This window comes from Enterobacter sp. I4, from assembly GCF_022669095.1.
Taxonomy (GTDB): Bacteria; Pseudomonadota; Gammaproteobacteria; order Enterobacterales; family Enterobacteriaceae; genus Enterobacter; species Enterobacter pasteurii.
On record NZ_JALBUO010000001.1, the window covers coordinates 1,836,665 to 1,850,301 of the forward strand.

Here is a 13,637-nt window from a genome sequence, read left to right on the forward strand (position 1 = left end):
GAGTGGCTATGAATACGCTTTATCAACATCTGGCGGGCGAGTCGATTAGCGACGCGCTGCTTCGCCTGGAAGCCGATATCAAAGCCCGCCCGGCGGATGCCGATCTGCGCGCCGCGTTTGTGCAGTTTTTGATCCTCAGCGGCAACTGGGCGCGCGCCCTGACCCAGCTGAAAAGCTGGCTGGCGCTAAAGCCGCAGGCAAAACCGACCGTCACGCTGCTGGAGCAGGCCATTCAGGGCGAACAGCAGCGCGCGCGCGCGTTTGCGGGAGAGGCACGCCCGGCGATGCCCGAGGCGCAGTGGCCGTGGATGGCGATCTTAGCCCAGGCGCTGACGGAAGGCGGCGAGCGCGCGCAAGCCCTGCGCCTTGCCGCGCTGGAGCAGGCGCCGGCAGGCGCAGGCCAGCTTACGCTTGAGAATGACGAACAGCACACCTTCGAGTGGCTGATGGACGGCGATGCCCGCCTGGGGCCGGTGTGTGAAACCCTGGTCAATGGCCGCTACTTCTGGGTGCCGTTCTGCGCCATCGACACCATCCGCTTTCAGGCTCCGGCCAGCGTGACCGATCTGGTATGGCGTCATGCGCTGGTTCGTCTGACGGACGGCACCGAGCAGGTTTGTCAGATCCCGGCGCGCTATCCGTTTACTGACGGGGCACCCGACAGCGTCAGGCTTGGACGTACCACCGAATGGCTTCCCCTCGACGATGACGGCACGCTGTATGAAGGCATGGGACAGAAGGCCTGGCTCAGCGAGCAAAGCGAAAGCCCGCTGCTCACCCTGAGCCTGGTGACGTTCGCCGCGGATGGTGCTGATGAGTAATCCTGCTGGCGAAGGCGATCTGCTGCGCAGCGGCTGGCAGGCCCGCAGCAGGCAGGAGAAAGTGGGGGCGCGCGACAAAATGCAGCCCTCGCTGCTGGATCGCCTGACCGATAACGATCCGGAAAAGAAACGCGAGTCCGCTAACAGCAACCTGATCACCCACGCCGCGCTGCGCCGCAACGTGCTGCGGGATTTACAGTGGTTGTTTAATACCATCAACCACGATGCCTCCAGCGACTTAAGCGGGCTGACGCAGGTGAGCCGTTCCGTCGTTAACTTCGGCGTTGCGCCGCTGGCCGGGAAAAGAATGTCCGATATCGAATGGCATGACATTCAGCGCAAGCTTACCGAGGCGATTATTAACTTTGAACCGCGGATCCTCCCGCAGGGGCTTCAGGTTCGCTGCGTGTCCGATACCTCGTCGCTGGATCTGCACAACGTTCTGTCTATCGAAATCAAGGGCCGCCTGTGGTGCGTGCCGTATCCGCTTGAGTTTCTCTTTCGCACGGACGTCGATCTGGAAAACGGGCATTTTGAACTGAAGGATGCGGGGTAATTATGGAAAGCAAGCTGCTCGAATATTACAACCGTGAACTGGCCTACCTGCGCGAGATGGGCGCGGAGTTCGCCGAGCGCTACCCTAAGGTGGCGGGACGGCTCGGCATGCGCGGCATCGAAGTGGCGGATCCGTACATCGAGCGCCTGATGGAAGGCTTTGCCTTCCTGACCTCCCGCGTGCAGATGAAAATGGACGCGGAATTTCCGCGCTTCTCGCAGCGCATGCTGGAGATGATTGCGCCGAACTATCTGGCGCCCACGCCGTCGATGGCGATCGCAGAAATTCAGCCCGACAGCAGCCGCGGCGACCTGAGCAAAGGCTTTATCGTGCCGCGCGGCACCATGATGGACAGCCTGGCGCTGAAAAAAACCGGCGTCACCTGTAGCTACACCACGGCGCACGAGGTCAACCTGCTGCCGTTGAAAATCGACCGCATCGAGCTGGGCGGCGTGCCTGCCGACCTGCCGCTGGCGCAGCTGGGCCTGAGCCAGAGGGGGATCAGCAGCGCGTTACGGATCCGCATTGCCTGCGATGGCCCGCAGCATCTCGGGCATCTGGATTTTGACCGTCTGGAGTTCTTCTTAAGCGGCCCGGACATAGAGGCGCTGAAGCTGCTGGAGCTGGTGATGGAGCACCATGCTGGTATCGTCTGCCAGACGGTTAACAGCCAGCCCCGGCGCCAGCTGCTGTCGTCCGACGCCCTGCGTCAGGAGGGCTTTGAGGCGGATCAGGCGCTGCTCCCGGACGATCTGCGTAACTTTGACGGCTATCGCCTGTTGCAGGAGTACTTTGCGTTCCCGGCTCGTTTTCGCTTTATTAGCCTGAGCGGGCTGGGCAAGCTGATCCAGCACTGCGAAGACGAAAAAGCGTTTGATATCTTCATTCTGCTCGACAAGAGCGACGATCAGCTGGAGCGCGTGGTGGACGCCAGCCATCTGGCCCTGCACTGCACGCCGGTAATCAACCTGTTTCCGAAAGTGGCTGCGCGCCAGAAGCTGAGCGAAGGCCAGCATGAATACCATCTGGTGGTGGATAACATCCGGCCGCTGGATTATGAGATTTATGCGGTGAAAAAAATCTATGCCAGCGCGGACGGGCAACGGGACGACCAGACGTTTCGCCCGTTCTGGAGCACCTGGAGCGGCGACGCGGGCAACTACGGCGCCTATTTTTCCCTGCGCCGCGAGCAGCGCGTCCTCTCGGAGCATGCGCTTCGCTACGGTACCCGCACCGGCTATATCGGCTCGGAGGTGTTTGTCTCGCTGGTGGATGCGCAGCACGCGCCGTGGCAGGACAACCTGCGCTACATTTCCGCCGAGGTGCTGTGCACCAGCCGCGACCTGCCGCTGATGCTCCAGCAGGAGCTCGGGCAGTTCATTATGGCCGACTCCATGCCGGTGAAGACCCTCAACCTGCGTAAAGGCCCGACGCCGCCGCGTCCGGCGCTGGCGGAAGGGTTCAGCACCTGGCGGCTTATCAGCCAGCTGCAAATGAATTACCTCAGCCTGATGGACAGTGAAAACGAAGAGGGCGCCGCCGCGCTGCGCCAGCTGTTAGGGCTGTATGCCAACCTGGCAGAGACGCCGGTTGCCCGTCAGGTGGACGGCGTTCGCCACTGCGTGCTGGAGCCGGTGCACCGCCGCGTGCCGGAACCCGGCCCCGTGGTGTTCGCCCGCGGGATCGGCATTACCCTGACGGTGGATGAACGCGCCTTCTCCGGTGCCAGCCCGTGGCTTTTCGGCAGCGTGCTGGAGCGTCTCTTTGCCCGTCTGGTCTCCATCAACAGCTTTACGGAGTTCACGCTCAAGAGCCAGCAGCGCGGCGAGATCGGCTACTGGGCGCCGCGCATGGGTAAAAGGGCGCTGGTATGAGTGAGGTTGCCCCTGCAACGCTTCGCGTGCATCGCCTGACGCCGCTGCCCGATGCCTTCTGGCGCGGCGTGCGCGAGACGCCGTGGCGCTACGATCTGTTTCAGCTGTTAAGGCGCATTGACGCCCAGGGCGGCGAACGCTATCCGCTTGGACGTGCGCCGCTGCCGAAATTTGAGCCGCTGCGCATTGGCCAGCAGCCTTCGATGGGGTTTGCGCCATCCACGGTTGCCGACGTCCGGCAGCGCAAAGAGAACGGGCTGCACGAGGTTTCGATTCTCAGCTTCGGGCTGTTTGGCCCGAACGGCCCGCTGCCGGTGCATATGACCGAGTATGCCCGCGAGCGTATCCATCATCATCAGGACCATAGCCTCAGCGCGTTTGCCGACCTCTTTCACCACCGCCTGACGCTGCTGTTTTACCGCGCCTGGGCGGACGCGCAGCCAGCCGTTTCCCTCGATCGCGATGACAACAAGCGCTTCGAAGGCTATCTGGCGTCGCTGATCGGCATGGGCCAGCCGGGCCAGATGACCAAAGGCAGCCTGAGCGCGCATGCCCGCTTTACCCACGCCGGACACCTGACCCGCCACGGGCGGGACCCGGAAGGGCTGGAGAAGATCCTGCGTAACTATTTCAACGTCCCGGTCAGGCTGGTGGCCAACGTGCCGCAGTGGATGCCGCTCTCCCCCCGTGAGCAGGCGCAGCTGGGCGAGGGGCGTCGCCTGCCGCGCATGGGCGAATCCGCCTTTCTCGGGATTGCGGTACGCGACGTGCAGCACAAGTTTCGTCTGGAAATAGGCCCGCTGAGCGCCGACGAGTACAACCGTTTTCTGCCCGGCGAACCGTGGGTGACCGAGCTACGCGACTGGGTGCGGCAGTACGTCGGGGTAGAATTTGAATGGGAAACACGGGCGATCCTGCGCGCCGATGCGGTGCAGGGCGCCGCGCTCGGCAGCACCGGTCGATTAGGGTACAACACCTGGCTGGGCATTCAGCCACAGCCTGTTCCGCGTGGCGATCTGGTGTATCGCGCAGAGCGATAATCCTTCGTATACCGAATCATTGTTAATGGAAACTAACATGTCAGAAATTAGCCGTGCCGTGCTTTTCGGCAAACTGGATACGCTGTTATTTACCTCTCTGGAAAGCGCGACTGCCTTCTGCAAGCTGCGCGGCAACCCGTACGTTGAGCTGGTGCACTGGCTGCATCAGCTTATGCAGCAGCAGGATGGCGATCTGCAGCAGGTCATCCGTCACTTCGCGCTTGATGAACAGCAGCTGACCCGCGATATCGTAGCGGCGCTGGATGCCCTGCCGCGCGGCGCAAGCTCCGTCTCGGATCTGTCCGAACATATCGACAGCGCCGTCGAGCGCGCGTGGGTTTACGGCTCGCTGAAGTTCGGCGTCAGCCGGATCCGCGGCGGTCATTTGCTGATCGGAATACTGAAAACATGGAATCTGGCCAACGTGCTGAAAGGCATCTCGGCACAGTTCACACGGCTTAACGTTGAGGTGCTGATCGAGCAGTTCGACGCCATTTGTGCCAGCAGCAAAGAGAGCCAGCAGGCCGCCGCCGCGGTAGAGGCGCCCGCCGGTGCGGTACCTGCCGCGCAGGGGACGCTGGCGCAGTATGGTCAGGATCTGACGGCGCGCGCCCGGGAAGGAAAAATTGACCCGGTGGTAGGGCGCGATGAAGAGATCCGCCAGATGGTCGATATTCTGATGCGCCGCCGCCAGAACAACCCCCTGCTGACCGGGGAAGCCGGCGTAGGGAAAACGGCGGTGGTGGAAGGGCTGGCGCTGCGCATCGCCAGCGGTGACGTGCCGGAACCGCTGCAAAACGTTCAGCTGTGGCTGCTGGATATCGGCATGCTCCAGGCCGGGGCGGGCATGAAGGGAGAGTTCGAGGCGCGCCTCCAGGCCTTGATTAATGAAGTGCAGTCCAGCGCTACGCCGATTATTCTGTTCATTGATGAAATCCATACCCTTATCGGTGCGGGCGGTCAGCAGGGCACCGGCGACGCCGCTAACCTGCTGAAGCCCGCCCTGGCGCGCGGGCAGCTGCGCACCGTCGGCGCGACCACCTGGGCGGAATACAAAAAATACATCGAAAAGGATCCGGCGCTCACCCGCCGTTTCCAGACGGTACAGGTCCACGAGCCGGACGAAGCGAAAGCCGTTCTGATGCTGCGCAGCACCGTTTCGCCGCTGGAAACCCATCACCAGGTTTTACTTCTCGACGAAGCGGTCAGCGCGGCGGTGAAGCTTTCTCATCGCTATATCCCCGCGCGCCAGCTGCCTGATAAAGCGGTGGCGCTGCTGGATACCGCCTGCGCGCGCGTGGCCGTCAGCCAGAGCGCGCCGCCTGCCCAACTGGAAGACTGCCTGCGTCACCTGGCCGCCCTGGACGTGGAGCTGGAGATTGCTGAACGTGAGGCGCGGGTCGGGGCAGGCGATCCGGCGCGTGTGGCGACCTTAACCGCCGAGCGGGACGCATTTGAAACCAGGCGCGAAGCCCTGGCCCGGCGCTGGGAAGAAGAGCGCAATCTGGTGCAGGAGATTATCCGCCTGCGCGCCGCGCTGTTTGCGGCGGGCGACGAGGACACGGCTGAACTGCGCGGCCAGCTGGCAGAGCAGCAGCAGGCGCTGGCGGCCTTACAGGGTGACGAACCGCTGCTGTTTGCCGCGGTGGACGAAAACGTGGTGGCCGCGGTGGTTTCTGACTGGACCGGGATCCCGCTGGGCCGGATGGTGAAAAATGAAATTGACGCGGTGCTGAACCTGGCCGACACGCTGAACCAGCGGGTTATCGGCCAGCGCCACGGTCTGGAGCTTATCGCCCGTCGGGTGAAAACCTCGCGGGCGAAGCTCGACGATCCGAACAAACCGATCGGCGTATTTATGCTGTGCGGGCCGTCCGGCGTCGGCAAAACCGAAACCGCGCTGGCGCTGGCGGAGTCCCTGTACGGCGGCGAGCAGAACGTAATTACCATCAACATGAGCGAATTCCAGGAAGCGCACACCGTATCGACGTTAAAAGGTGCGCCTCCGGGCTACGTGGGCTATGGTGAAGGCGGCGTCTTAACCGAGGCCGTGCGCCGCCGCCCCTACAGCGTGGTGCTGCTGGACGAAATTGAAAAAGCGCACCCGGACGTTCATGAGATCTTCTTCCAGGTCTTTGACAAAGGCTGGATGGAGGACGGCGAGGGGCGTCATATTGATTTCCGTAACACCATTATTATTCTGACGTCCAACGTTGGCACCGAGCTGATCGGCGCCATGTGCGCCGACCCGGAACTGATGCCTGAGCCGGACGCGTTAAGCGGCGCCCTGCGCCAGCCGCTGCTGGAGGTATTCCCGCCTGCGCTGCTGGGCCGTCTGCTGGTGGTGCCGTATTATCCGCTGAGCGACGCGATGCTGGGGCAGATTGTGCGCCTGCAGCTCAGGCGCATTCAGCGTCGTCTGGAAGAGAATCACAACATAATTTCTGAATTTGACGACAGCGTGGTTGAACAGATCGTTCAGCGCTGTACCGAGGTAGAGTCGGGCGGGCGTATGGTGGATGCAATTCTGACCAATACGCTGCTGCCGCAGATGAGCCAGATTTTACTTACCGCCAGCCGCAGCGACGAGCAGTATCGTCGTTTGCACGTTACCTGCGAGCAGGGCGAGTTCCACTGTCAGTTTGCCGCGTAATAATCATCAAGAGAACTGTAAAAGATGACGGATAATGATAACAATCGGACTGTCCCAAACGCGCTCCCGGTCGGGTACCGTTTCAATGAGTTTGAGATTAAAGAGGTAATTGGCGGCGGCGGATTCGGCATCGTCTATCGCGCCTGGGATCACCAGCTCGAACGCACTATCGCTATCAAAGAGTTTATGCCTTCCTCCCTCGCCGTGCGCGGCGAGGACATGACGCTGGTGCTGCGCAGCGAGCGCTTCGGCAAAGCCTTTTCCGCGGGCCTGAACAGCTTCATTCAGGAAGCCCGCCTGCTGGCGCGGTTCAACCACCCGAACCTGCTGCACGTGCTGCGTTTCTGGGTACAAAACGACACGGCCTACATGGGAACGCTGTTCTACAGCGGCACCACGCTGTCTCGCCTGCGCGAAGAGAAGCCCGAGCTGATTAACGAGACGTGGATCCGTCGCATGCTGCCGATGCTGTTTGGCGCCATCAAAACGATCCACGATGAAGGCTATCTGCACCGCGATATCTCGCTGGACAACATTCAGATCCAGGATAACGGCCTGCCGGTGCTGCTTGATTTCGGTTCGGCGCGCCGCACCATCGGTAATCTCTCGGACGAGACGGAAACCATGCTGCGTCCGGGGTTCGCGCCAATCGAGCAATATACCGACGACAATGAAAGCGAGCAGGGGCCGTGGACGGATATCTACGCTCTCGGCGCCGTGCTGCGCACCCTGATCGTAGGCTCTCCGCCGCCGGTCAGCGTGGTGCGCTCCATTCAGGACACCTGTAAACCGCTGGTGGAACTGATGCCGCAGGGCTATTCCATTCCGCTGCTGCAGGCGATTGACCGGGCGCTGGCGCTGCATATGGAAGATCGCCCGCAATCCATCGAGGAGTTTGCGGCCCTGATCGAAATGCCCGTCGCCGGTATCGACGACGTGCTGACCGCGAAAAAGACGGGCACGATGCTGGTGCCGGTTGAAGAGGAGACGTCTGCTTCCGCGCTGGACTGGCGGCGCTACAAGCTGCCGGGGCTGGTCGCCGCGGGCGTACTGGTTGGGGTTGTTGCCGGCGCGATGCTGTTCGGCGGCGGTCAGAGCGCACCAGAGCAGACGGCGCAAGCGCCTGCCGCGACTCCGCCTGCACGGACCACTGCCGCAGCGAATACCACACCGGAAACGGCAGAGGCCGACGAGCCGGCTGCACCACCTGCCGCGGCACAGCAGGGTACGCCGCCCGTTGCCGCCAGCCCCGTCGCGCTTGTCTATATCCGCATGCTCGACGGCGAGACGCTGAAGGTTAACGGTGAGCCGAAAGCGCTGCGTCCGGGAAATAACGGTTACGCATCGCTGAAATTGCCGGCGGGCGAGGCCCGTATCGAGCTGGAAGGGAATGGAAGAACGCGTACCCAGACGCTGGATATTGCGAAGCCAGGTACCTGGCTGGTGAACCCGTAGGCCAGCGGGTAACAGGACGGAGCGCATGTACAACATCAAGTTTGTCTATCTTTTTCATGAGAACGTTTCACCGGCGCTGTTTGCGAAAATTATCCGCCCGTCCGTTGCCGGGCAGTGGATTATGTCGGTTCCCGACCATTCGCTGCGCTCGCTCTTCACGCGCTACGATTTGCTGCGCAACATCACCGGCGCGAATCCTTATCAGTCCGGCCGCGATACGCGCAAGCTGATCGCTCAGGATTTGGATATCGGCAGGGTAGTGGCCATCGACGAAAGCTTCCGCGACTGGTCATCGGTAACGGAGATTTTTTATATCAATGCCAAAGGGCAGCTGCAGGCTGCCTCCCTTGTTGGTCTGGGCTGGTACCCGGTGAGTACGATTGTCGATCGTTACGAAACCATGGTGAGAGCGTATGGTTCTCGCCCTGCGCCAACGGTGTTGCCGAAGCAGGTGGTGAAGTCTAAAGCGGCGCAGGTGCCGGATGCGCCAACGCCGGGCAAAGACGGTAAAACCTATGCGGCACAGCTGGAAAATATGACCAAAGCCGAACGCTGGCAGGCGCGTAAGGAGCTGATTGCAAAGGGCAGCAACAGTCTCTACCCGGATGCGCAGATAGCGGCTAAGCGGTTAGCGGCGAATAATATTGCGGTCGAAAAAGCGAAGCTTGCTGAGAACGTCTACAAGACGGTAAATCCGCTGGAAACGACGCCGGGCGTGCCGGAGGGGTGGACGGATATCAGTAATGATGCGGCCGCGCTGAAGAAGCTTGGGCTAAACAGCAAATCACTGTTCGACAACTCAGGCTCTCCGGATTTTCTGGCCCGCGTTTATCAACCCGACCCTGAGGTTTTTGGTCGCGAGATGAACCCAACGTTAGTTTTCAGAGGGTCACGGCAACCCGAATTTTTCCCCATGAAGAACATGGCTGACTGGAAAAATAATGGTGCGCAAGGGCTCGGAATGGCGTCAGATTATTATAAAAGAGCGGTGGGTCTTGGCGAACAACTCTCTAAATCTGGCCAACAGGTGGACATTGCGGGCCACTCTCTGGGAGGCGGATTAGCGTCTGCTACCGCGATGGCCAGCGGTATGCCAGGATGGACCTTCAACGCGGCCGGTCTGAATTCAGGCACCGTAGAGAAATACGGCGGAAGTTTGTTAGGCAGTAACGAAAATATTCAGGCCTACCGTGTTGAAGGCGAACTGCTTACAAAGATCCAGGAAGTTAATCTTTGGGAAGATCTCAAAACGGTAAAAGGACATATACCGACACTGATAGCCAAAGAGGAGCTTTCTGCCGTCATGCCTAACGCTGCCGGAATTGCACACGATCTTCCGGGTGGCACGGGGGGCGCGCTCGATCGTCATGGAATCGATCAGGCGATAAAATGTATTGAACAACAGAAGGATGAAGACATCGCTATTATCGGGAGTCGCGCGTGAAATCATTGATTACAGGCTGGATAGCGCTTTGTTTAATGTTAATGGTTCAGGGGTGCAAACAAAATATGGATTTAAAACCAGACAATTATTTCAGCGGTCAGCAGCTCACCGTAGCGCGTGCAATTGAAGCCGGTGAGAGGGATGAGGTTGTTAAATTAGCGTCGCAAACAGACCTTAATAAACCCGGTAAAGAGGACATGACGCTTTTGTTTTGGGCGGTGATGAACGCAATTAACGATAAAAAAACACCGGATCAGCTAAAAATTATTACCGCTCTGGTTAAATCGGGGGCGGATCCGCTCCAGCCAAGGCCTGAGGGGGAGAGTAGTCCGGCCGAATATGTGCTGAAAGCAGATAGTGGGGTCTGGATAAAGGCGATGCTGGAAGGCGGATTATCGCCGGATGCGAAGGATAAAACGTTTGGGGAACCGATTATCTTCGAAACCCTCGAAGCAAAAAACACCGATACGCTGCAAGCGATGCTTGACGGTGGAGCAGACATCAATATTACCAATTCACTGGGTAATACGTTGCTGATCGCCGCGCTGGACTTTCACTCTTACGACCATGTCCTGCTTTTGCTGGAGCGTGGCGCAAACGCTGAGATCAAGGCGGATAATGGCTGGACAATGGCCAACCAGCTGCAGCGTTATCTGAACCGGGCGAAAGAGGGCAGTGAGGAATATCAAAAACTGACTGAAATCAAAGATGCGCTTATTCAGCATGGCGGTAAATGGCCTCCTGCACCCGTGAAGTAAGGCTGGCGTTGATGATCTCAAAAGAAAAGGTTTTCTATTTTTGGGGCGTGATGGATATCATCGGGATTGTGTTTTATTCGATGGGGCCTTTACGTTTGCTTGAGTCCTGGTGGGACGCCACCGGAGGAAATCTGGGGATGATCGTCTTTATGGTCATTGCTGGAGGGGTAAATGGCATTCTGACAGGAATCTTCTATCTCGCATATTTTCTGTTGCCCATTTCGATGTTTTTCTCCGCCTGGTTTTTTTTCACAAACCACCGATACGCTGTCCGTTTTGCCCTTTCGCAGGAAGCATTGCGCGTTCTCACTGTAAGTTGTTCAGTGACGTTATTCCCTGTTGTTATTGTCGGTACTGGGTTAAGCATTCTTCCCCTAAATATTGTGCTGTTTGTATTTTCTGAATTACTAAAAACCGGAACGCTCATCTTTATCATAAAAAAACAGCCCGCCGACCCTGCAGAGCATTGACCGGAACAGCGCCTGTTCATGCTTGTCTGTTGCCGTAATACTTTTCATCGCATAAGCCATATGGATTAACGATTATGCTCAACCGAATTACCGTTCAGCTCCCGGTTGAGGGGCTGCTCTTCTGGAAACTTTCCGGCCGCGAGGCGATGTCCGAGTCGTTCGCCCTGACGCTGACCCTGCTCGGCACGGACGCGCGCATTGACCGCAGCAAACTGCTCGGTCAGCCGGTCACGGTGACCATCCCGACGCAGAGTCTGCTTACCTCCCGCTATATCAACGGCAAGGTGACCCGCGTGGCGGTGAGCGCCGTTGAGCTGACGGGCACCCGCTACGCGGTGTACCAGCTGACGGTGGAGCCGGACCTGTGGCCGATGAAGCGCGACCGCAACCTGCGCATCTTCCAGGGCCAGACGGTGCCGCAGATAGTGAAAACCCTGCTGGGCGAGCATCAGGTCAACGTCGAGGATAAGCTCACCGGCAGCTACCGGGTGTGGGACTACTGCGTGCAGTATCAGGAGTCGAGCCTGGACTTCATCAGCCGCCTGATGGAGCTGGAGGGGATTGCGTATTACTTCAGCCACGAGGCCGACAAACACACCCTGGTCCTGACCGACGCCGCCACCCAGCACCAGCCGTTCAGCGGCTACGAGGTCATCCCGTACCACCAGACGCCGTCCGGCGGCAGCACGGACGAAGAGGGCATCAGCCAGTGGGCGCTGGAGGACAGCGTCACGCCGGGCATTTACAGCCTTGACGACTACGACTTCCGCAAGCCGAACGCGTGGCTGTTCCAGGCCCAGCAGAACCCGGCGTCGCCGAAGCCGGGCAGCATTGACGTGTACGACTGGCCGGGGCGCTTTGTGGAGACCGGGCATGCGGAGTTCTACGCCCGCATTCGCCAGGAGCGCTGGCAGGTGGAGCATCAGCAGATTCAGGCCACGGCCACGGCGGCGGGCATCGCGCCGGGCCACACCTTCACCCTGACTAACGCGCCGTTCTTCAGCGATAACGGCGAGTATCTGGTCACTGCTGCGGGTTATCACTTCGAGGAGAACCGCTACGCCAGCGGGGAGGGTGAAACCGTTCACCGCACCGACTTCAGCGTTATCCCGGCATCGGTCTCCTATCGTCCGGCGCAGAGCACCGCGTGGCCGCGCACCTACGGCCCGCAGACGGCGAAGGTTGTCGGGCCGCAGGGGGAGAGCATCTGGACGGACAAATACGGTCGCGTGAAGGTGAAGTTCCACTGGGACCGTCTGGCGAAGGGGGACGACACCAGCTCCTGCTGGGTGCGCGTGTCGAGCGCGTGGGCGGGCCAGGGCTACGGCGGGGTGCAGATCCCGCGCGTGGGCGATGAGGTGGTGGTGGACTTTATCAACGGCGATCCGGACCGGCCGATTATCACCGGGCGCGTGTACAACGACGCGAGCATGCCGCCGTGGGCGCTGCCGGCAGCGGCGACGCAGATGGGCTTTATGAGCCGCTCGAAGGATGGCTCGGTCGATAACGCCAACGCCCTGCGCTTTGAGGACAAGGCGGGCGCGGAGCAGGTGTGGATCCAGGCCGAGCGCAACCTGGATATCAACGTTAAGAATGATGAGTCCCATGCGACTGAAAAAAATCGAACCCAGTATGTGGGCGAAGATGAAACCTTACGGGTGGCAAAAAATCAGAAAGCAGGTGTGAAAGGTGAGGTGGTTTGCCTGACGGGTAGCAGCCGCAGCGATAAAGTTGTTAATAACTACATTCTCTCAGCGGGTAATACCCTGAGGCTGGAGTGTGGTGAAAGCGCTATCGAATTAACAAAAGACGGCAGCGTGAATATCATCGGCAATAACTTCAACTTTACTGCAAAACAGAATGCGCAAATAAATACGCTTTCCGGGCAGCTGCATTTAAATCCTGCTGAAGGAACCAATGCCATCGATGCACCAGGGGCATCCCACCAGTCAGCGATCCAGCAGGAAGTGGATGGCTTTTTTGTGTTCAATGCTAATAAATAATTATATTCAGCCTGCCACATAACCGGCTTTCCCGTCACCATAGGCGACGGGAAAGCCAGGCATTGAGGGGCAAAAGAGGCACCCTGAAATGAACTGGTTATTCTTTTTTTCCTTTTTGATCCTCACGCTTGCACTTATCTGGAATGACAATAACCTTTTTAATAAGAAACAATGGATCAGCATGGGTCTGATGCTGGGGCTTGTCCTGCTTTCTACAGCCGGCATTGGTTTTCTTTTAAAATGGCTGGCGCTGACATTTTCAATATTTCCGGTCGCGGTGGCTAAACACTACTCCATCATCTTATCAATGTCTCTCCTGTGCGTCTGGGGTATGAAATTTACCGTCGTTTTGCTATGCACAATATTTTCTGGTGTTATGGCGGGGCATAAAAAATACAACGCTCCGAATTATGAAAAGATCTCCCGGGTCACATACACTGTAGCGTCGCCCCTGTTTATCTTCGCCAGGCTCCTTCTTTCGTTGGGGTGTGTCCTTATGTTTTCAGGTTTGTGGCTTAAGTAAGCGTTGTAATTGACGCTGCATTGCGGCTGCTGAAACTAAG

11 protein-coding genes are annotated in these 13,637 nt (G+C 59.0%); all 11 read left to right on the forward strand.

Annotated elements, in window-relative coordinates; all coding sequences use genetic code 11:
- Positions 1-8 precede the first annotated feature (8 nt).
- The 11 genes from MOQ06_RS08750 (at position 9) to MOQ06_RS08800 (ending at position 13,597) form a co-directional block, all read left to right on the forward strand.
- Positions 9-821 (forward strand): type VI secretion system accessory protein TagJ, encoded by an 813-nt coding sequence (locus MOQ06_RS08750; protein ID WP_242172416.1) that lies wholly within the window; start codon positions 9-11, stop codon positions 819-821.
- Positions 814-1,377, forward strand: a complete 564-nt coding sequence (tssE, locus tag MOQ06_RS08755; protein ID WP_015570336.1) for a type VI secretion system baseplate subunit TssE — start codon at positions 814-816, stop codon at positions 1,375-1,377. The genes MOQ06_RS08750 and tssE overlap by 8 nt, the downstream gene beginning before the upstream one ends.
- A gap of 2 nt (positions 1,378-1,379) precedes the next feature.
- A complete protein-coding gene (gene tssF / locus MOQ06_RS08760) occupies positions 1,380-3,251 on the forward strand; it encodes a type VI secretion system baseplate subunit TssF (protein ID WP_242172417.1) in 1,872 nt (623 codons plus the stop codon).
- Positions 3,248-4,291 carry a type VI secretion system baseplate subunit TssG gene (gene tssG / locus MOQ06_RS08765; RefSeq protein WP_193354575.1) on the forward strand — a complete coding sequence of 348 codons (1,044 nt, stop codon included), beginning with the start codon at positions 3,248-3,250 and terminating at the stop codon, positions 4,289-4,291. The genes tssF and tssG overlap by 4 nt, the downstream gene beginning before the upstream one ends.
- 37 nt (positions 4,292-4,328) lie before the next feature.
- Positions 4,329-6,944 carry a type VI secretion system ATPase TssH gene (tssH, locus tag MOQ06_RS08770; RefSeq protein ID WP_242172419.1) on the forward strand — a complete coding sequence of 872 codons (2,616 nt, stop codon included), beginning with the start codon at positions 4,329-4,331 and terminating at the stop codon, positions 6,942-6,944.
- Positions 6,945-6,968: 24 nt separating this feature from the next.
- Positions 6,969-8,399 carry a serine/threonine-protein kinase gene (locus MOQ06_RS08775; protein WP_242172421.1) on the forward strand — a complete coding sequence of 477 codons (1,431 nt, stop codon included), beginning with the start codon at positions 6,969-6,971 and terminating at the stop codon, positions 8,397-8,399.
- Between the two features lie 25 nt (positions 8,400-8,424).
- Entirely contained in the window at positions 8,425-9,843 is a 1,419-nt protein-coding gene (locus MOQ06_RS08780; RefSeq protein ID WP_242172423.1) for a phospholipase, read from the forward strand.
- A complete protein-coding gene (locus tag MOQ06_RS08785; protein WP_242172426.1) occupies positions 9,840-10,601 on the forward strand; it encodes an ankyrin repeat domain-containing protein in 762 nt (253 codons plus the stop codon). The genes MOQ06_RS08780 and MOQ06_RS08785 overlap by 4 nt, the downstream gene beginning before the upstream one ends.
- Positions 10,602-10,612: 11 nt before the next feature.
- Positions 10,613-11,071 carry a hypothetical protein gene (locus MOQ06_RS08790; protein WP_176611201.1) on the forward strand — a complete coding sequence of 153 codons (459 nt, stop codon included), beginning with the start codon at positions 10,613-10,615 and terminating at the stop codon, positions 11,069-11,071.
- Positions 11,072-11,145: 74 nt separating this feature from the next.
- Positions 11,146-13,074, forward strand: coding sequence for a type VI secretion system tip protein TssI/VgrG (tssI, locus tag MOQ06_RS08795; RefSeq protein ID WP_242172428.1), 1,929 nt, complete (start codon positions 11,146-11,148; stop codon positions 13,072-13,074).
- 88 nt (positions 13,075-13,162) lie between these two features.
- On the forward strand, positions 13,163-13,597 hold the full coding sequence (locus tag MOQ06_RS08800; RefSeq protein ID WP_242172430.1) for a hypothetical protein: 435 nt from the start codon (positions 13,163-13,165) through the stop codon (positions 13,595-13,597).
- The last annotated feature ends 40 nt before the right edge of the window (positions 13,598-13,637 follow it).